This is a genomic window from Nocardia sp. A7, assembly GCF_046549215.1.
GTDB lineage: Bacteria > Actinomycetota > Actinomycetes > Mycobacteriales > Mycobacteriaceae > Nocardia.
On sequence record NZ_JAJPWE010000001.1, the window covers coordinates 2,434,250 to 2,453,973 of the forward strand.

The following is a 19,724-nucleotide window of genomic DNA, read 5'->3' on the forward strand; positions in this document are numbered from 1 at the left end:
AAACTATGACTGACAACATCATCGGCTGGGAGAAGGACGCCGACGGCGTGGTCGTCCTCACCATCGACGACCCCAGCCAGGGCGCCAACACCATGAACGACGCATACCTCGCGTCGATGAACGCCACCGTCGATCGCCTCGAGGCGGAGAAGGACGACATCACCGGTGTCGTCATCACCTCGGGCAAGAAGACCTTCTTCGCCGGCGGCGACCTGAAGAACATGATGAAGGTAGGCCCGGACAACGCGGCCGAGGTCGTCAAGATGGTCACCGACGTCAAGGCCCCGCTGCGTCGCCTCGAGCAGCTCGGCAAGCCGGTCGTCGCCGCCATCAACGGCGCTGCCCTCGGTGGCGGCCTGGAGATCGCGCTGGCCACCCACTACCGCATCGCGGCCGACGTCAAGGGTTCGGCCATCGGCCTGCCCGAGGTCTCCCTCGGCCTGCTGCCCGGTGGCGGCGGCGTGACCCGCACCGTGCGCATGCTCGGCCTGCAGAACGCGCTGATGCAGGTGCTGCTGCAGGGCCAGCGTCACCGCGTCACCAAGGCCAAGGAAATCGGCCTGATCGACGAGGTCGTCGCCACCGTCGAGGAGCTCGTCCCCGCCGCCAAGGTGTGGATCGCGGCCAACCCCGACGCTGCGCAGCCGTGGGACAAGAAGGGCTACCGGATCCCCGGCGGCACCCCGTCCACCCCGGCCTTCGCGGCGAACCTGCCCGCGTTCCCGGCCAACCTGCGCAAGCAGATCAAGGGCGCCAACATGCCGGCCCCGCGCGCCATCATGGCCGCGGCGGTCGAGGGTTCGCAGGTCGACATCGACAACGCGCTGACCATCGAGGGCCGTTACTTCACGAGCCTGCTGACCGGTCCGGTCGCGAAGAACATGATCCAGGCGTTCTTCTTCGACCTCAACCACATCAACGGTGGCGGCTCGCGTCCGTCGGTCGAGGATGTGCCCAAGCGTGAGATCAAGAAGATCGGTGTCATCGGCGCCGGCATGATGGGCGCGGGCATCGCCTACGTTTCGGCCAAGGCCGGCTACGAGGTCGTGCTCAAGGACGTCGAGCTCGCCAACGCCGTCAAGGGCAAGGGCTACGCCGAGGCCATCGAGGCCAAGGCACTCTCGCGTGGCAAGACCACCCAGGAGAAGTCCGACGCGCTGCTGGCTCGGATCACCCCGTCCGCCGACGCGGCCGACTTCAAGGGTGTCGACTTCGTGATCGAGGCCGTGTTCGAGAACCCGGAGCTCAAGAACAAGGTCTTCCAGGAGATCGAGGACATCGTCGACGCCGATGCCCTGCTCGGCTCGAACACCTCCACCCTGCCGATCACCCTGCTCTCCGAAGGTGTGAAGCGCTCCGAGGACTTCATCGGTATCCACTTCTTCTCCCCCGTGGACAAGATGCCGCTGGTGGAGATCATCAAGGGCAAGAACACCTCCGACGAGGCGCTGGCCCGGGTGTACGACTACACCCTCGCCATCAAGAAGACCCCGATCGTCGTCAACGACAGCCGTGGCTTCTTCACCTCGCGCGTGATCGGTACCTTCATCAACGAGGCCATCTCGATGGTCGCCGAGGGTGTCGACCCGGCCACCGTCGAGCAGGCCGGTCTGCAGGCGGGCTACCCGGCCGCGCCGCTGAAGCTCAGCGACGAGCTGAACTTCACCACCATGCAGAAGATCTACAAGGAGACCTCCGCGGCCATCGTCGCTGCCGGTGGCGAGCTCAATGCCGCGTCGGCGAAGACCGCCGAGGTCCTCGACACCCTGGTCGAGAAGTACGACCGCAAGGGCAAGCTGGGCGGTGCCGGCTTCTACGAGTACGTCGACGGCAAGGCCACCGGCCTGTGGGACGACCTGCGCGAGATCTTCAACACGAGCCGTGAGCTCCCGGAGGGTGTCACCTTTCAGGATCTCAAGGACCGGATGATGTTCGCCGAGTCCATCGAGACCCAGAAGTGCTTCGACGAAGGCGTGCTCACCAGCACCGCCGACGCGAACATCGGCTCGATCTTCGGCATCGGCTTCCCGGCCTGGTCGGGTGGCTCGCACCAGTTCATCGTGGGCTACCCCGGTGGCCAGGAGGCCTTCGTGGCCCGCGCCGACGAGCTGGCCGCGAAGTTCGGCCCGCGCTTCGAGGTTCCGGCCTCGCTGCGCAAGTAAGTAGGTAGTTCCGGTTTCGGCCGGGTCGCAACGCCCGTCACCTCGCTGAGGTGGCGGGCGTTGCGTCGTTGTCAGCGTTTGGCGTAGTCGGCGAAGCCCTGCCAGTCGAGCATCACGCACGGCTCGGCGCCGACGACCCACGCGTCATGACCGGGGGCGGCGATCATGACATCGCCGGGCCCGAATTCCTGCTGTTCGCCGTCGTCCATCTGGACCACGAGCCGACCGGACAGGCAGTAGCCGATATGCGGGGCCTGACAGCTGTCGGTGCCCGCGATCGGCTTCACGTGGTCGCTCCAACGCCAACCGGGTTCGAAGACGGCACGGCCGACCGGGCCGTTTTCGACGTTGACCAGGTCGAGTCGACCCTTACCTTGCTCGAACGGCCGGGTTTCCTCGGGCGCGTCGAAACTCATACGTACCAGCGCGGACATGACATCTCGCTTCTGCTCGGGTGATGAGCGGTCATGTCGTGGTCCACCGTGTGGAAGCCAGCACGGCCCACGGCCGCGCTCACCGAGGAACCAATTCTTCGCTGATTCGGGGTGGGTCGCAAGTGCCCTAGCGGAAGGCGATCGCGCCGACGATGTCGCCGTGGCGGTAGCGCAGATACTTCTCGACGCGCGCCTCCTCGACTGCCCCGGTCGCGGTCACCAGGGTGATCACCACGAACTCCTTGGAGGCTCCGGCCTTCCATTTGCCGGTCGCGAAGTCGTCGATCATCCCCGCGGCGCGCACGTTCAGATCCTCTTCCTCGATCTGCTCGGCGGCGGTCTCGGCGGCCGCCGCGTCCTTCATCGCCAGCACGAACTGGGTGAACTTCACGGCCCCGCCCTCGGCGGTCAGCAGCATCTCGGTGGCGTGCTGACAGCCGAGACCCGTGATCTTGCTGCCCTTGGCGATCGGCGCGCAATCGTTGTGGTCGCGTCCCTCCACCCAGTCGGCTTTCATCTCGACATCGCCGAGTTTGAAGTTCCACGGGCCTTCGTAGTCGGTGTAAGTCAACCGCCCCCCAGCCTTGGGCTTGGGCTTGGTGGTCGTTGTCGGTTTCGCGGAGGTGGTGGAAGTGGCAGACGGCTTGCCGGTCGCCGACGCGGCCACCGCGGTGCCCGCAACGTGGCTACCAGCCGATATGAGCAGCCCGGCGCCGACGATCAGCCCGGCGATCACCACCAGGGCGATGACGATCCACCCCGCGTTCGACTTCGGCGGCGGGCCGAGCGGCGCGATCTCCTGTGCGTAGGTGGCAGGCGGCTGTCCCCACGCCGCCGGATCCTGCTGCCCCGATGGATACGTCATGACCGAACTCCCCCTTGTTGTCCCGACGGCCCCGAGCCCGTCCGGTTAGTGCCATCGACCCTACTTTGCGCAGACGTCGGTGACATTGTCGTAGCGGGCAGACAGTTCGGATGGTGTTCACCCGGCGGTGTGCTGGGGTGGATAGCGTTGCGGCCCATGGGACGTCGGGTAGCCGCGGCAATTTTCGGTGCGATGGTGGTCGGGGTGAGCGCGCCGGGGGCGGTGGCCGATCCCGGCGTTCGGGTACTGGGGGAGCAGGTTGTCGCGCACGACTCGGACTTCCGGGGAACTGTGGTCGGCGGGTTGTCGGGGATCGACTATCTGGCAGGTACCGGGGAATACGTGTTGATCAGTGATGATCGGTCGGAGAAGGGGCCCGCGCGGGTCTATACCGCCCGGATTCCGGTGGGGGAGAGCGGGATCGGTCCGGTGAGCTTCACCGGGACGACACCGCTGCGGCGTGCCGACGGGGCGGTGTATGCGCCGAAGTCGGTGGATCCGGAAGATATTCGGGTCGACCCGTGGACAGGCGACTACTTCTGGACGCAGGAAGGTGAGCGGGCCGGTGGGGTGCTCGTGGATCCGTCGGTGCGGGTCGCTCGCGCCGATGGCGGGTTCGTCGCGGAACTCCCGATACCGGAAAACGAACGGATGCAGGCTGATTCAGGTCCTCGGCAGAATCAGGCGCTCGAAGGGGCGACGTTCGCGGCGGGCGGGGCGTTGTTCGTGACCGCGATGGAAGGGCCGCTGCTCCAGGACGGGCCGGGGGCGACCACGACGGCGGGCGCTACGACGCGGATCACCGTGCAGGCCAGGTTCGGGCCGGTACTGGCGCAGTACGCGTATCCGCTGGAACCGGTGTTTGCCGAGTCACAGCCGGAGGCGGGCCAGGCGAGTAACGGCGTCACCGCGATTCTGGCCGATGACGCGCTCGATCCCTCGCGATTGCTGGTGGTGGAACGGGCTTTCGCCAAGGGGGTGGGCAACCGGGTGCGGATCTTCGAGATCGACACGTCGGCCGCGAGCAACGTGCTCGACGCGCCGATCGCGGGTGCGCGCCCGGTGACCAAGCGGCTGGTCGCCGATCTGACCGATCTCGGGATCGAGGCCGTCGACAACATCGAAGCGATGACGTGGGGCCCGCGCCTGCCGTCGGGTGAGCGCACGTTGGTGCTGGTCGCGGACAACAACTTCGCGGCCGAACAGCGCACTCAACTGATCGCGCTCGCCGTGCGCTGAAACACGGTTCGGACAACCGTTGCCGCCACAGCATCGAATCTCCACCCGATAGATGCCGGATCGCGCTAGCTTGGATATGTGCGGTGATGTCGATTCCGCATACCGACCGAAATGCCGGTGCCGCCGATTTTGTGAGAGGTGGTCACATGGATCCGGAGCCGACGCGTATGCGGCGCGGGCCAGTCGAGGCGGCACCGGTGGGTCTCGATACGCAGCGGACGAAGGCTCCGGGGGAGCCCGACGAGGCCGTGATCGCCGAGTTGGACGCCATGGGGCTCACGGGAGCCAAGGAGATCGGGCGCGGCGGGTTCGGTGTTGTGTACCGGGCTCTGCAGCCGGCGTTGGATCGGGTTGTGGCGGTGAAGGTGCTGTCCTCGGAGATCGATGTGGAGAGCCGGGAACGGTTCCTGCGCGAGGAACAGGCGATGGGCAAGCTGTCCGGGCACCCGAACATCGTCGACATCCTGCAGGTCGATGTGACCGAGACCGGGCTGCCGCTGATCGTCATGCCGTACTGCTCGCGCGGCTCGCTCGAACGACTCATCCACGATCGCGGCCCGCTGACCTGGTCGGACACTGTGCGCGCCGGGGTGAAGCTGGCCGCGGCGATCGAGTCGGCGCATCGGGCGGGGATCCTGCACCGGGATGTGAAACCGGCCAACGTGCTGATCAGCGGCTACGGCGAACCGCAACTCACCGACTTCGGCATCGCGCGCATCCCCGGCGGCTTCCAGACGTCTAGCAGCCTGATCACCGGATCGCCCGCGTTCACCGCCCCGGAGGTGCTCAAGGGCCATGAACCAACCGTGCGGTCTGATATCTATGGCCTCGGTGCCACCCTGTTCGCCCTGCTCACCGGCCACGCCGCCTTCGAACGCCAGACGGGCGAGAAGGTGGTCGCCCAGTTCCTGCGCATCACCACCCAGCACGTCCCCGACCTGCGCGCCCAGGACTTCCCCGCCGACGTGGCCGCGGTGATCGAACGGGCCATGGCGCCCGATCCCGCCGACCGCCCGGCCTCGGCCTACGAATTCGGCGAACTGCTGCGCGATGTCCAGCGCGCGCACGGCCAGATGTCCGACGAAATGGCACTGCTCGACTCCGCGGAACCCACCGAGGACACACCCGAGGTCCTGAAATCGGTCACCGGCCGTCGCAGCTGGCCGCTGACGCTGCAGCCCGCCGGTGCCTCGGTACCCATGCCGAGCTCGACCACCGGCACCCTGCCGCCGACCGCCGCCACCAAGTTCCGCCCGCCGACGCCCGCGCGCGAGCCCTTCCCGCGCCAACGGTTGCTCGACGTGCTGCGCGAGGGCGGCGATCGTCGACTCGCCCTGATCCACGCGCCCGCCGGTTTCGGCAAGAGCACCATCGCCACCCAGTGGCGCGCGGACCTGGCCACCCGCGATATTCCGGTGGCCTGGCTCGGCGTCGACCAGGACGACGACAGCGAGATCTGGTTCCTCGCCCACCTCATCGAGGCCATCCACCGGGTGCGCCCAGAGGTCGGCGCGGGCCTCGAGCAGGTGCTGGAGGAGCGCCCGGCCGACGCGGTCGCCTACGTGATCGCCACCCTGATCGATGAGGTCCACGCCAGCGGGCGACCGGTGGTCGTCGTGGTGGACGACTGGCACCGCGTGCGCGACCCCGGCGTGCAACGCGCGATGGCGACGCTGCTCGACAACGGCTGCCACCACGTGCGTTTCGTCATCACCAGTCGTGATCAGTCCGGCTTGCCGATCAGCAGATTGCGGGTGCGCGACGAGCTGGTGGAGCTGGACGCCGCCGCACTGCGGCTCACGGAATCGGAGACCCGGCAGATCCTGGTGGAGCGCAACGGTTTCGCGCTCACCGATGAGCAGGTCGAGCAGATCCACACCGCGACCGACGGCTGGCCCGCCGCGATCCAGCTGGTGAGCCTGACCCTGCGAGGGAAGGCCGATCCGGCGCAGCTGCTGAGTTCGCTCGCCGAGGGCGGCCACGGGATGCGGGAGTACCTGGCCGAGAACGTGCTCGACGCGCTGGCGCCGGAGCAACTCGAGTTCCTGATGGCGATCTCGGTGGTCGAGCGGGTGAACGGATCACTGGCCGCGCTACTGGCCGACGTCACCGACGGCGCTGTGCTGCTGGAACAGGCCGAGCAGCGTGAGCTCTTCCTGCACCGGATCCAGCACGATCCGGAGTGGTACCGCATGCAACCGCTGTTCGCCGAGCATCTGCGCGCCCGGCTCGAACGCGAGCATCCCGGCCGTTCGAAAGTGCTGCACCGCAGGGCGGCTCGCTGGTACGCCGAGCACCAACTGCTGCGCAAGTCGGTGGACCACGCGCTGGCCGCGACCGATCTCAAACTCGCCGCCGACCTGCTCGAAAGCGGCGGCATGGACCTGATCGACGGCTCCCGCCTGGCCACCCTGCTCGGCAGTGTCTCGAAACTGCCTGTGCAGCAGGTGACTTCGCGGTCGAAGCTGTTGATGGCGGTGGCCAGGGCGAATATGAACATGCAGCAGACCGGAACCGCTCGCAGCGCGCTCGGCAGGCTCTCGAACCTGCTGGCCCGTAGCGCGCCCGGCGCGCCGGAGCTGACCGAACAGCGTTGCGTGGCAACCGTTCTGGACGCTGCCGACCGGGTGGCCCACGATGACACCGCCGAGGTGGCCGACAGCCTGGCCGGCCTCCTGGAAGAACCCGGTGACCTGCCCGCTTGGACCGTCTCGACCGCCGCCAACTTGATGTCGTTCGTTCGGCTCTGCGAGTTCGACTTCGACGCGGTGACCGCGCTGCAGGACTGGGCCGCGGACTATCACACACAGTCGAAGGACCCGCTCGGTCCGGTGTTCGGCCTCTGCGCGCTGGGCGACGCCGCGTACGAGCGGCTCGATATCGGCGCCGCCACCACCTGTTTCGAGCAGGCCTACGAGACGGCGCGGGTCAGGGCGGGTCCACGCTCGGACGCCGCCCGCATCGCGGCGGCCATGCTCGGTGAACTGGCTTATCGCCGTGGTGATCTGGCGTTGGCCGACCGGCTGCTCGACGAGAGCCACCAGCTGGTCACCCGGGTCGGGCCCGTCGACTTCCTGATCGCGACCTTCGTGATCGGGGCCAGGGTGAAGGCCGCGCTAGGCGACCAGTACACGGCCTCGGCCCGGCTCGCGGAAGGCGGGCGCGTGGCCGCGGAGAACGGGTTGGCCCGTCTGGATGCCCATGTGCGGGCCGAACAGTCCAGGCTCGGATTGCCCACCGGCGACGACAACTTCGCCCCCGACGCCTCGGGTAACGGTGCCCGGCGCAAGAAGGGCGCCGCCGTGCTGATCACCGAGGCGCGCGCCATCGCCGATATCCGGGTCCTGCTCGGCGAGCAGCGGCTACGCGCCGACGATCGGGCCGCGCGCCACGCCAGGGTGATCTACGCGCGAACGCTCGAGCAAGCACGTCCCCGCGCGGAAATGGACGCGACCCTGCTGCTCGCGGAGTGCCTGGCCTCGGCCGGGTGGGTCGGGGAAGCGACCGGGCTGGTACTGCCGGTCCTGCGCACCTGCGCCGACCTCGGCTGGACCCGGCCGCTGCTGGACGCGGGGCCGGGTGTGGTCGGCCTGCTCCATGTGCTGCGCACGCAATCCCATGACGGGCAGGAACATCCGATCCTGCACGACCTGCCCCGCCGCTTCCTCGACGAATTACTTGCCTGAGCTCACCCGGTCTAAGGCTGCCACCACGGGCGCAACGGGACATCCCAGGCGCCGTTCGAATCCAGTTTCACGCCGAGCACGTGGTGCAGCTGGATCACGTTGCGCTGGAAGCCGAGTCGGCAGCCCGCCATGTACAGCCCCCACACCTTCGCGGTGCCCTCGCCGACCTCGGCGACGGCCTCGTCCCAGTTGGTGACCAGGTTCTTGCACCATTCGTGCAGCGTCAGCGCGTAGTGCTCGCGCAGGTTCTCCTCGTGCAGCACTTCGAGGCCGACGTTCTGGATATCGGAGATGATGCGGCCGGAGCCGATCAGCTCACCGTCGGGGAAGACATAGCGGTCGATGAAGTCGCCCGCCTTGGTGGTGCGGGTGTTGTCGTGGCGGGTGATGCAGTGATTGAGGAACAGGCCGCCCACTCGCAGCTTGTCCTTGATGTAGCCGAAGTAGAACGGGTAGTTGTGCACGCCGATGTGTTCGGTGAGGCCGATCGAGGAGACCGCGTCGAATTCGCCCTCGGGGATGTCGCGGTAGTCGCTGTGTCTGACCTCGGCGAACTCGCCGAGGCCTTCCTCGGCGATCTTCTGCTGGGCCCAGGCGGCCTGTTCGGCCGATAGTGTCGCCCCGATCACCCGCACGCCCCGGCGTGCCGCGTAGCGGACCATGCCGCCCCAGCCGCAGCCGATGTCGAGCAGCCGGTCGCCTTCCTTCAGCCGCAGCTTGTCGAAGATCAAGCGGTACTTGTTCTCCTGCGCCTGCTCGAGGGTCGCGTTCTCGTCGCCGTACACCGCGCAGGTGTAGGTCATCGACGGGCCGAGGACGTACTCGTAGAACTTGTTGGAGACGTCGTAGTGGTGGTGGATCGCCTCGGCATCGCGAGTCTTGGAGTGGCGCAGGCCTTCCAGCGCGATCCGGCGCCAGCGCGGTAGCGTCTCCTGTGGCGGGGGTGCGATCGGCTTGAGCCGCTCCCAGCCCAGCGAACGGGCGATGGTGACCAGTGACAGTGCCGAAGGACGATGGAACTTCATGTCCTGCATGGCTTTCAAGAGGTCGTACGGGTCGCCGGGATGTACTCCGCCGGCAGCCATGTCGCCCGCGATATAGGCACGCGCCATGCCGAGGTCGCCGGGGGCGCCTGCCAGGTAGTTGATACCACGGGGGGTCTTGATGTCGAGGGTGTAGGGCGCGCCCTCGGGGCCGGTCGCGCTGCCGTCGTAGGCCGTGACGCGGACGGGGATATCGCCGTCTACGAGGCTTTCGACGACCTCGGCGATATTGAGCCGGGTTCCCAGTTCGGTCAGGCCAACGGCCTTATCGGATCGGTCCTTGAATGTCGTCACTTGCGTTGCACCGCCTTCGAATACAGATTCAGCAGTCGTTGGTCCGGGTCGTAACGGGTCTTCAGTTCGGTATAGATGTCGCCGCCGTAGAGCTCGGCGAACTCGGCTTCGTCGTAGTAGGAGTCCGAGTAGAGCGACTTGTGTCCGTCGAACGCGGACACGATCTTCTCGATGGCGCGGTTGGCCGCCCCTTCCGGTTGACCTCGCTCGGTCGGCACCGCCGACCAGAATCCGACATTGACGTAGGTGCGCTGTGGTTCGAGCGGGTACAGCGGCCACGGACGTGCACCGTCCGTCGCCGACGCGTCCTCGGTCGCACGCAAGCGCAATGGGCACAACCAGATCGGCTCGATCGGTATTTCCCGCAGGAACCATTCGACGAAGTCGGCGGTGTGTTGCACCGGTACCTCGATGTCCTGCACGACGCGTTCCTGCGGGGGGTTGCCCTTGCGGGCCTGCCTGCGATCGTCGAAGTGGTACTTGCGGTCGAGCGCGACCAGTTTCCAGTAGAAACTGCTGCGGCGGCGCGACTTCGGCCAGAGTCTGCGGATCTTCGGGTTCTGGGCGCCGAAGGCGCGCGAGCACCAGAACCAGTCGGTGTCCCAGCGCCACAGATAGTCGTGGATGGTCAGCCGGTCCCGTTTCACGCCGTCCGCGTGCTGCAGGGAGCGGTAGAAGATGTCCATGCCGGTGTAGTCGCTGACCGGGCCCGGCTCGTCGGTCTTGCGACCCAGGGTCAGGTAGCTCTCGTCCGCGCTGAACACCACGCCGTCGATGTAGTCGACGTCTTCGTCCTCGTAGCGGCGTTCGACGACGATCCGTTCGAGTTCGGCTTCCAGTTCGCGCAGGTCGTGGAAGCGCACGTGCCGCAGTTCCACGAACCCCGGCACGGGTTCGAGCTCGATCTTGAGCCGGACGGAGTACCCGAGGGTGCCGTAGGAGTTGGGGAAGCCGTGGAACAGATCGGCGTGCTCGCCATCCGGTGTCGCGGTGACGATCTCGCCGGAACCGGTCAAAATGTCCATTTCCAGCACGGATTCGTGGGGTAGACCATTGCGGAACGAGGTCGATTCGATGCCGAGGCCGGTCACCGCCCCGCCCAGCGTGATGGTCTTGAGTTGGGGAACAACCAGCGGCGCAAGCCCGTACGGGAGGGTGGCCGCCACCAGGTCCTCATAGGTGGTCATGCCCGCGACGTCGGCCGTGCGGGCTTGTGGATCCACCGCGATCACCTGCCCCAGGCCGGACACGTCGAGACCGGGCGCGGTGGTTGCCGCCCTGGCCCGGAACAAGTTCGATGTCTTCTTCGCCAGTCGGACGACGGCACCGGGCGGAATGGCGCGATAGCTTTCCAGCAATCGCGCCACGCCCGCTCGATGCGCGGCATATCCGGATTCGCGTGCGGCCGGTTCGTGACCAGCCCTACCCAAAAGACTCACTGCCACCCCGTTGACGCTAGTACGACCCCGTCCGCCGAGCCACCGGATACCTGCGCGCCGCGACAAAAAGTCACGCACATGTTCCCGCACCGTCCCGGCCTGGTCGGGAGAACCGGTCGGGGACAGGGCAGGATGTAACCCGGTCGAGATATATCGCCACCACCCAGCAAGGAGTCAACAGTGGGACAGGTCAGCGCCAGCAGTTCGGTCGCCGTCGCCGCGGATCCGCAGCGCACGCTCGCGGCGATCGGCGACTACGAGACGATCCGGCCGCGCATTCTCTCCGCGCACTACCGCGACTACAAGGTTGTCGAAGGTGGTCAGGGCGCGGGCACCGTGGTGGAGTGGACGTTGCAGGCCACCGAGAAGCGCACACGCAATGTGCGCGCGACGGTGACGGTGGCGGATTCGGTCCTCACCGAACGCGACGCCAACTCCACGATGGTCACCACCTACACCGTCACCCCCGACGGTGCGGGCTCGAAGGTCACCGTCGAGACCACCTGGAAGGGCGCGGGCGGCATCTCGGGCATCTTCGAGGGCATCTTCGCCCCGCTCGGCCTGAAGAAGATCCAGGCCGAGGTGCTGGGCAACCTCGCGCGCGAACTGGCCTGAACCCAGGCCCTGCTCGTTGGTCAGACCTTGCCGATGTCGAAGAGATTTCCTTCGGGGTCGGCAAGGGTTGTCCACCGCATGCCGTATTCGTCGACGTCGGCGATGTGCTCGGCGCCCAAGCTGATCGCACGCTCGATGTAGTCCAGTGCCTGTGCCGAGGCGAAATCCAGGTGAACGACGTTTTTGCCGGGGTTCTTGTCCGGGACCTTGATGAACATCAGCAGCGGGGTGGCGCCCGCGGATTTTCCGACGGTCGCGAAGAACTCCGATGCTTGCGGATCGACGGTCGTGTCCATCAGTTGGGCGTAGAACTCGGCCAAGGTGGCGGCGTTGTCGCAGTCGATCGTCACATTCGCCAGGGCGATGGTCATCAGATCTCTCTTTCGGTGATCGGCCAGCACACTTCGGTGCGGTAGGTGGCCGGGTTGTCGGTGACATCCGGGCCGACGAGATAGCGCTCGCGGACCGGTGCGTCGGGAAGTGTGGCGCCGTGCTCGGCGACGTGGCTGCCGAGTGCGCCGTACGTGCGGTCGAAGTCTTCGAAAGGGCCGTCGTGCACGGCCACGGCGAAATTGCCTGCCGGGAATTCGACGACCGCGAAGGCGCCGGTGGGAACGACGTCCGCGCCGGGTGGCAACGGCACGAACGCGGTGACCATGCCGTTGTCGTCGGTGAAGAATTCGTTCGAATAGGTCGCGCCCGCAACGCCTCCCGGGGTGACGCCCGACTCGAGCAGGGTGGTGTACAGCTGCTCGAATGCGGTACCGCACCAGTCGGCGATGGCGGAGCGCTCGACCTGATGGGTGAGCGTGAGCGCGGTGAACGCGGGCTCGATCCGGTAGTCGACCTCGATCGGCGGTGGCGGCGCGGTGAGCAGGGCGCGCAGTGAGACCACCACCTCGCGGGTGCGATCCAACGCCGCCTCCATCCGGGCCAGATGCCCCCGCAGGGCGGTGTCGCGCTCGGCGGGATCGGCCGCGGCGAGCACGGTGCGGATCTCCGGCAGCGGCATCTCCAAGTCGCGCAGGCGGCGGATGAGATGTGCCCGTTCCACCTGGTCGGTGGAATATCGGCGGTACCCGGTGCCCACGTCCACCGCGGCGGGCTCGAGTAGCTCGATCTCGTGGTAATACCGCAGCGTCTTGACGCTCAGATGGGTGAGGCGGGCGAACTCGCCGATCGCCACGGTTGCTGTCATGAGGTCCAGAAAACACCCTCCAGTCAGTGGAGGGTCAAGAAGATAGTTATGCGGGCGTCAAAACGAAGGCGGCCAGCAGCGGCCACGATCCCTCACGCCACCACGAGTAGCCGAACCAGACGCCCGGGGTCACCTCACGGATCTCGTCATAAACCTGCGGAGTGGGCGACGGCGCGTAGTTCAGCGCCCAGGTGGGGGCGCCGTCGAGGATCGACGGTGCTCGATAGACATCGGCCGGGAACGCCTCGATTCCGGCACCGGTGACCCGATTGGTGAGTGACCCACCGTCGGGTCCGGTGCGGAACACCTTGCCGATCCACAGCGCGGGCGCGGCCGCCTCGAGCTGCGGTGGGCGCGTCACCCAGCCGTTGGTGAGACCCGTCGCGATCGCACCGGCCTGCGCGTCGCGATAGATCTGATCCTGCTGCGTGACAGAGCATCGGAAGCGCAACGAATCAACGGTCACCGCCCGATTTCCTGGATCGAGCAGGCAGCCGTTGCCGTAGTCGGCGATCCCGGCCGCGGAATCGGCCGACGCGGCGGCGGGTGAGAGAAGAAGCAGGCTGGCGACAGCGGTGCACAAGGCCGACGCTGACATCAGCCGCGCACGGGATGCATTCATCTGATCTCCTAGAGATTGCTGAATCATTGCCCTACCTCGCATGATCGTATCCCGAACCGCCAACGGATCCACCCCTCAGGTGAGGGTTCCCCCCGACTAAACTGACGACGGCACGTGCCCGATCCCCGCGGCCCCGGCCGCCGAAAACACAGGAGTGTTGTGCAACCCGGTGATGGTCAGTTCGATATGCAGGCACTGCTTGCCCAGGCTCAGCAGATGCAGCAGGCAGTGATGCAGGCGCAGGCCGAGCTCGCCGAGACCGAGGTGTCCGGTCAGGCAGGCGGCGGTCTGGTGCAGGCCACGATCAAGGTCAGCGGCGAGGTGATCGCGCTGACGATCGACCCGAAGGTGGTCGATCCAGAGGATGTCGACGGACTGCAGGACCTGGTCATCGGCGCGATCAACGACGCGATGGCCAATGCGCAGCAGCTCGCGGCTGAACGCCTCGGCCCGCTGTCGCAGGGTCTCGGTGGCGGTTCGGTGCCCGGTCTGCCCGACTTCTGATGTATGAGGGGCCGGTTCAGGATCTGATCGACGAGCTGGGCAAACTGCCCGGCGTCGGTCCGAAGAGCGCACAGCGCATCGCTTTTCATCTGCTGGCGGTGGAGCCGCCGGATATCGACCGGCTGCAGGCCGCCCTGCAGAAGGTGCGCGACGGCGTGCAGTTCTGTGTGTCGTGCGGCACGGTCGCCGATGGTGAGCTGTGCCGTATCTGTGCCGACCAACGCCGCGACCGCACGATGATCTGTGTGGTCGAGGAACCCAAGGATGTGCAGGCGATCGAGCGCACCCGCGAGTTCCGTGGTCGCTATCACGTGCTCGGTGGTGCGCTCGATCCGCTCAGTGGCGTCGGGCCCGATCAGTTGCGGATCAGGGAACTGCTCACCCGCATCGGTAATCAGGAGGACGGCATCGATGTGAGCGAGGTGATCATCGCGACCGACCCGAACACCGAGGGCGAGGCGACGGCCACCTACCTGGTGCGGATGCTGCGCGATTTCCCCGGGCTCACCGTCACGCGGTTGGCCTCCGGGCTGCCGATGGGCGGCGACTTGGAGTTCGCCGACGAACTGACCCTCGGGCGTGCGTTGTCCGGCAGGCGGACGTTGTAGGACCGGTGGGCCGGTGGCGTCGGGGCGCCGCCGGTCACGTCGGAATCAGAGGTCGACGCGGGTCCAGGTGACGCCGTCGCCGGTGGCGGGCTTGCCGTTGGCCCAGTCCCAGATGATGTCGGCGACCTGCGCCGGGTCTTCGAGGGTCGTGCCGAAGTGCCGGTCGCGGGCGCCGTCGCGGTATTCGAGGGTGTACGGGCCACTCGTGTCGCGGTAGGTCTGGATGTAGCGCTGTTCGCCCTGTTCGACGATGAGGTACGGGTTGGGGGCGGCGAGCCCGGCGACCCACAGGTGGGCCAATTCCTCGGTGAGATACGGGAATTCGCCCGCGCCGCCGTGCGTGACATTGATCGGGATGTGGCCTGCCGGGTCGATCAACCAGGTCAGCTGCGGGTCGTAGACGGCGTAGCCGCGCGGGGTGGCGAGGTCGAAGAGCAGGTTGCGGACGAAGCCGATGGCGTCGTACGGCGAGGGGATGTAGAGCGTGTTGCCGCTGGGGCCGCCGACGGATTCGACGCTGAGGAACGAGTCGTCCACCGGCAGTTCGGCGTTGCGAGTATTGAGCTCGGCCGCGATCTCGGCGATCGGTTCGGACTCGGTGACGCCTTCCTGGGCGGCCAGATACGCGTCGATCTCGTCGACGGAGCTGGCGACGCCGGACGGCAGCAGTATGTGGTCGTAGCTCACAGCGTTATCCTAGCGGCTGGCGCCGCGGGTCTCGGCCCTGTAACCCGCCTCTTCCCTCCCTCCGGGTACTCCTTCGTCGCACCCTCCGGTCAGTCCAGAGGCGGGGCGGGCCGAGACCGTCGGTGTCGGGCTATTACCGCGGTGTTTCGAAAGGGGGGCCGGTCGGGAAATTCCGGTTTCGTCGGCCCGCGCGGTGTCGGTGGTGTGTGGTCAACTTGGTGAATGGGCATCAAGGTGTCACTCGAGCACCGCACGGCATACTCCTTCGATCGTCTCGTCGAGGTGCACCCGCACGAAGTGCGGTTGCGTCCGGCGCCACATTCGCGGACCCCGATCGAGGCGTATTCCCTCGAGGTGTCCCCGGCTGAGCACTTCGTCAACTGGCAGCAGGACGCGTTCGGCAATTTCGTTGCGCGCCTGGTGTTCCCGAATCCGACGAAGGAGTTGTCGATCACCGTCGGGTTGATCGCCGACCTCGAGGTGGTCAACCCGTTCGACTTCTTCATCCAGGACTACGCGGAGTTCTTCCCGTTCGAGTACGAGACCGCGCTCGCCGAGGATCTCGCGCCGTATCTGCGGCGCGTCGACGAGGGGGAGCCGGGGAGCGGCCCGGGGGAGTTGCTGCGGGAATGGGCGCGGGTGCATCGGCCGCAGGGGCAGATCCGTGCCATCGACTATCTCGTCGAACTCAACTACGCGCTGCGCAACTCGGTCGACTACACCGTGCGTATGGAGGCGGGCGTGCAGACGCCCGATCACACCCTGCGCACCGCGCTCGGATCCTGCCGCGACTCGGCCTGGCTGCTGGTCGGTGTGCTGCGTGAGCTGGGGCTGGCCGCGCGCTTCGTCTCCGGCTACCTGGTCCAGCTCACCTCCGACGTGCCGTCACTGGACGGTCCGTCGGGCCCGACCGCCGACTTCACCGACCTGCACGCCTGGACCGAGGTGTATCTGCCCGGCGCGGGGTGGGTCGGGATGGATCCCACCTCCGGCCTGTTCGCGGGCGAAGGCCACATTCCGCTCGCCGCGACTCCGCATCCCGGCGCCGCGGCTCCGATCACCGGGGCGACCGGGATCACCGAGGCCACCCTCGATTTCAGCAATGTGGTTCGGCGCATCCATGAGGATCCGCGAGTCACCCTGCCCTACACCGATTCTCAGTGGGAGCGCATCGTCGCCTCCGGTGCCGCGATCGACGCGCGAATGGCCGCGGCCGATGTGGGCCTCACCATGGGCGGCGAGCCGACCTTCGTCTCCATCGACGACCAGGTCAGCGCGCAATGGACCACCGACGCCGACGGCAGGCACAAACGCGAGCGCGCGGTCGACCTGGCCGACCGCCTCCGCGCGATCTACGCGCCGACCGGCATCGTGCAGTACCGCCAGGGCAAGTGGTATCCCGGAGAGCCGTTGCCGCGCTGGGAGATCGCGATCGCGTGGCGGGCCGACGGTGAGCCGATCTGGCAGCGTCAGGATCTGCTCACCGATCCGTGGACGCCGGTGGCGCAGCACACGCCGGTGCCACCGGTTGCCGCCGCAACGGTGGGGAACGGTCACTCGAACGGGTATGCGCCGGCCGGGGCCGAGGTCGCGAGCGCTGTTGTCGCGCTGGGGCTGGCCGACGAAAACGGCGTTGACGCGTCCTATGCCGTGCCCGGCTCGGTCGACGCGGACGAGCCCGACGCGGTATCGGTACTCGATGCGCATCTGCCCGTCGCCCCGGTCGACATGGTCGCGGTCTTCGATGCGCGTCCTCGGGTCGGAGGTGACGAAGTCGCCGCCGCGGTTGTCGCGCTGGGGCTCGCCGAGGAAGACGATGGCCGAGGGAAGGGCGAGTCGGGCGGTGTCGATCGGCTCGACCGCGCCGATGATCTCGCGGCGGCGGTGGCGGAACCTGCCGACGAGGTAGGGGATCTGGATGAAGTGGAGTTCGATGACGGACCGGCGCTGATCGAGGAGCCCGTCGAGTTGGTCGCCGCCGAACATCGGCGGGCCGCGGAGATTCAGCAGGCCTGCGCCGACGCCGGTGGCACCGTCCGCCCGGCGAAGACGGCCGAGGTCTCGAAGAAGGAAGCGAAGGAGTCGGCCAAGGCAGCCGAGAAGGTCGAACGGCGGAAAGTCGTGGGGAAGAAGAAGCTTCGCGGCAAGAAGGACGCTGGGAGCGCGCCGCGATCGGTCTTCCCGCCTATCCAGCTGGCCCGCTCGCAGCCGATCAACGCGGCCGCCGGGGTGATCCCCGACCGGGCGCCCGCTGCCGACATCGGCGCGGCCAAGGCGTTGATCGCTGAGATCGCAGGCACCCTCGGCTTGCCGGATGTGCAGGTGCGGCCCGCGTTCGAGGATCCGTTGGCGCGGCTGGCGGCGACGGTGAGCGCGCCGTATGGCGATCCACCGCCCGCCGATATCGACCCGACCGAGGACTCGCCCGAGGTGCGGCGGGTACTGCTCGAGAGTTTGGAGGAGTCGGTCGATCAGCCGTCGGCCTATGTGTTGCCGATTCATCGGCGCTCGGATGGCGCGGGGTGGGCCAGTGCCGACTGGCAGCTGCGGCGTGGGCGTGCTGCGGACGGCCGCGGCCGGATCGTGTTGGCCGACGGTGATTCGCCTGCGGGACTTCGCCTTCCGATCGGATCGGTGTCATGGCACGCGCCGCCGATCCTGCCCGACAGCGACCCGCTGTATCAGCAGCCGTTGCGCGCGGAACGGGTCGAGCCGCCCGCCGCGGTGGAGTCGGCCGATTTCACGCCGACGACCGCGCTGGTCGCCGAGGTCAGGCAGGGGCGACTGCACGTGTTCCTGCCGCCGGTCACCGAGCTCGACGACTTCCTCGATCTGATCGCCAAGGTCGAGGCGGCGGCGGTGGCGATCGGTCAGCCGGTGGTGCTGGAGGGTTACGCGCCGCCCAGTGATGCACGGCTGCATACCTTCTCGGTGACGCCCGACCCCGGTGTGATCGAGGTGAACATCATGCCGACCAGCTCGTTCGCCGAGCAGGCCGAGGTGCTGAACACCCTCTACGAGCAGGCCAGGATCGCCCGGCTGAGCACCGAGTCCTTCGACGTGGACGGCACACACGGCGGCACCGGTGGTGGCAACCACATCACCCTCGGCGGGGTCACGCCCGCGCGTTCGCCGATGCTGCGGCGCCCCGACCTGCTGGTCTCCATGCTCACCTACTGGCAGCGTCACCCCGCGCTGTCGTACCTGTTCGCGGGCCGTTTCGTCGGCCCGACCTCGCAGGCGCCCCGCGCGGACGAGGGTCGCGAAGGCGCACTCTACGAGCTCGAGATCGCCTTCGCCGAGGTCGCCAGGTTGTCCGCGCAAACCGCGGGACCTACGCCCTACGAAATCCAGTCGGCCCCTTGGCATATCGACCGTGCGCTGCGGCACCTGCTCACCGACCTCACCGGCAACACCCACCGCGCCGAATTCTGCATCGACAAGCTGTACAGCCCCGACTCCGCTCGCGGTCGGCTCGGGCTGCTGGAACTGCGCGGTTTCGAGATGCCGCCACATTTCCAGATGGCGATGGTGCAGTCGCTGCTGGTGCGCGGCCTGGTCGCGATGTTCTGGGACAAGCCGCTGCGCGCGCCGCTGATCCGCCACGGTGCCAACCTGCACGGCCGCTACCTGTTGCCGCACTTCCTGAACAACGACATCGCCGAAGTCGCCGCCGACCTGCGCGCGGCGGGTGTCGACTTCGACACCGCCTGGCTCGACCCCTTCACCGAATTCCGTTTCCCCCGCATCGGTACCGCCATGATCGGTGAGGCGGAGCTGGAACTGCGCGGCGCGATCGAACCGTGGCTCACCCTCGGGGAACAAACCACCGGCCAGGGCACCGCACGCTACGTCGACTCGTCGGTGGAACGTCTGCAGGTGCGCCTGGTCGGCGCCGATCGCGGTCGCTACATCCTGACCTGCAACGGTATGCCGGTCCCACTACTGGCCACCGACAAATCCGACGTGCAGGTGGCGGGTGTGCGCTACCGCGCCTGGCAGCCGCCGAACTCCCTGCACCCCTCGATCACCGTCGACGCTCCGCTGGTGTTCGACCTGGTAGACGCCACAACGGGCATCTCCCGCGGCGGCTGCACCTACCACGTCGTGCACCCCGGCGGGCGTGCCTACGACGACGCCCCCGTCAACGCCGTTGCCGCCCAGTCACGCCGGAACCGTCGCTTCGAGGCCGCCGGACATACGGTGAACCCGATGGATCCCGCCGAACTCCGTGCGAAGATTTCGGCACAGTCGACCGATGTCGGCGCACCAGGCATCCTGGACCTACGCCGCGCGCGGACAGTGTGGGGTACGTAGTCGGTCATTTG

Annotated in this window: 15 protein-coding genes; 7 read left to right on the forward strand and 8 right to left on the reverse strand. The window is 67.4% G+C overall.

The genetic code is table 11. The features are described from left to right. Window positions 1–5 precede the first annotated feature (5 nt). The gene (locus ACLJPD_RS11065) at window positions 6–2,162 is read left to right on the forward strand and encodes a 3-hydroxyacyl-CoA dehydrogenase NAD-binding domain-containing protein (RefSeq protein WP_410871793.1); all 2,157 of its coding nucleotides are present in this window, start codon (window positions 6–8) and stop codon (window positions 2,160–2,162) included. 71 nt (window positions 2,163–2,233) lie between these two features. Here the strand turns inward: ACLJPD_RS11065 and ACLJPD_RS11070 are convergent, their stop codons facing one another. Both ACLJPD_RS11070 and ACLJPD_RS11075 read right to left on the reverse strand, forming a co-directional pair. Next, window positions 2,234–2,596 carry a cupin domain-containing protein gene (locus tag ACLJPD_RS11070; RefSeq protein ID WP_410871794.1) on the reverse strand — a complete coding sequence of 121 codons (363 nt, stop codon included), beginning with the start codon at window positions 2,594–2,596 and terminating at the stop codon, window positions 2,234–2,236. A 127-nt stretch (window positions 2,597–2,723) separates the two neighbouring features. Further along, entirely contained in the window at window positions 2,724–3,461 is a 738-nt protein-coding gene (locus ACLJPD_RS11075; protein WP_410871795.1) for a hypothetical protein, read from the reverse strand. 156 nt (window positions 3,462–3,617) lie between these two features. Between ACLJPD_RS11075 and ACLJPD_RS11080 the strand changes: the two genes are divergently transcribed. Further along, a complete protein-coding gene (locus ACLJPD_RS11080) occupies window positions 3,618–4,700 on the forward strand; it encodes an esterase-like activity of phytase family protein (protein ID WP_410871796.1) in 1,083 nt (360 codons plus the stop codon). 146 nt (window positions 4,701–4,846) lie between these two features. Further along, complete coding sequence (locus tag ACLJPD_RS11085; RefSeq protein ID WP_410871797.1) at window positions 4,847–8,386, forward strand: protein kinase domain-containing protein; 3,540 nt, start codon at window positions 4,847–4,849, stop codon at window positions 8,384–8,386. Window positions 8,387–8,397: 11 nt separating this feature from the next. Here the strand turns inward: ACLJPD_RS11085 and ACLJPD_RS11090 are convergent, their stop codons facing one another. Both ACLJPD_RS11090 and ACLJPD_RS11095 read right to left on the reverse strand, forming a co-directional pair. Further along, window positions 8,398–9,723, reverse strand: coding sequence for a class I SAM-dependent methyltransferase (locus ACLJPD_RS11090; RefSeq protein WP_410871798.1), 1,326 nt, complete (start codon window positions 9,721–9,723; stop codon window positions 8,398–8,400). Beyond that, window positions 9,720–11,162, reverse strand: coding sequence for an FAD-binding oxidoreductase (locus tag ACLJPD_RS11095; protein WP_410872009.1), 1,443 nt, complete (start codon window positions 11,160–11,162; stop codon window positions 9,720–9,722). Before ACLJPD_RS11095 ends, ACLJPD_RS11090 begins: the two co-directional genes overlap by 4 nt. A 180-nt stretch (window positions 11,163–11,342) precedes the next feature. Here ACLJPD_RS11095 and ACLJPD_RS11100 point away from each other — a divergent pair, with 180 nt between their 5' ends. Further along, a complete protein-coding gene (locus ACLJPD_RS11100) occupies window positions 11,343–11,777 on the forward strand; it encodes an SRPBCC family protein (RefSeq protein WP_410871799.1) in 435 nt (144 codons plus the stop codon). Window positions 11,778–11,797: 20 nt separating this feature from the next. On the opposite strand, the gene ACLJPD_RS11105 is transcribed toward ACLJPD_RS11100, so the two are convergent. Genes ACLJPD_RS11105 through ACLJPD_RS11115 form a run of 3 tightly spaced genes read right to left on the reverse strand, consistent with a single transcriptional unit; the run spans window position 11,798 to window position 13,597 of the window. Then, window positions 11,798–12,148 carry a VOC family protein gene (locus ACLJPD_RS11105; protein ID WP_410871800.1) on the reverse strand — a complete coding sequence of 117 codons (351 nt, stop codon included), beginning with the start codon at window positions 12,146–12,148 and terminating at the stop codon, window positions 11,798–11,800. Further along, complete coding sequence (locus ACLJPD_RS11110; RefSeq protein WP_410871801.1) at window positions 12,148–12,975, reverse strand: MerR family transcriptional regulator; 828 nt, start codon at window positions 12,973–12,975, stop codon at window positions 12,148–12,150. Before ACLJPD_RS11110 ends, ACLJPD_RS11105 begins: the two co-directional genes overlap by 1 nt. Window positions 12,976–13,021: 46 nt before the next feature. Further along, on the reverse strand, window positions 13,022–13,597 hold the full coding sequence (locus ACLJPD_RS11115; protein ID WP_410871802.1) for a hypothetical protein: 576 nt from the start codon (window positions 13,595–13,597) through the stop codon (window positions 13,022–13,024). 159 nt (window positions 13,598–13,756) lie between these two features. Here ACLJPD_RS11115 and ACLJPD_RS11120 point away from each other — a divergent pair, with 159 nt between their 5' ends. Next, window positions 13,757–14,101 carry a YbaB/EbfC family nucleoid-associated protein gene (locus tag ACLJPD_RS11120; protein WP_410871803.1) on the forward strand — a complete coding sequence of 115 codons (345 nt, stop codon included), beginning with the start codon at window positions 13,757–13,759 and terminating at the stop codon, window positions 14,099–14,101. Then, entirely contained in the window at window positions 14,101–14,709 is a 609-nt protein-coding gene (gene recR, locus ACLJPD_RS11125) for a recombination mediator RecR (protein WP_410871804.1), read from the forward strand. The genes ACLJPD_RS11120 and recR overlap by 1 nt, the downstream gene beginning before the upstream one ends. A 45-nt stretch (window positions 14,710–14,754) precedes the next feature. Here the strand turns inward: recR and ACLJPD_RS11130 are convergent, their stop codons facing one another. Then, window positions 14,755–15,396, reverse strand: a complete 642-nt coding sequence (locus tag ACLJPD_RS11130) for a hypothetical protein (protein ID WP_410871805.1) — start codon at window positions 15,394–15,396, stop codon at window positions 14,755–14,757. A 222-nt stretch (window positions 15,397–15,618) separates the two neighbouring features. Between ACLJPD_RS11130 and ACLJPD_RS11135 the strand changes: the two genes are divergently transcribed. Beyond that, the gene (locus ACLJPD_RS11135) at window positions 15,619–19,713 is read left to right on the forward strand and encodes a transglutaminase family protein (RefSeq protein WP_410871806.1); all 4,095 of its coding nucleotides are present in this window, start codon (window positions 15,619–15,621) and stop codon (window positions 19,711–19,713) included. Window positions 19,714–19,724 lie beyond the last annotated feature (11 nt).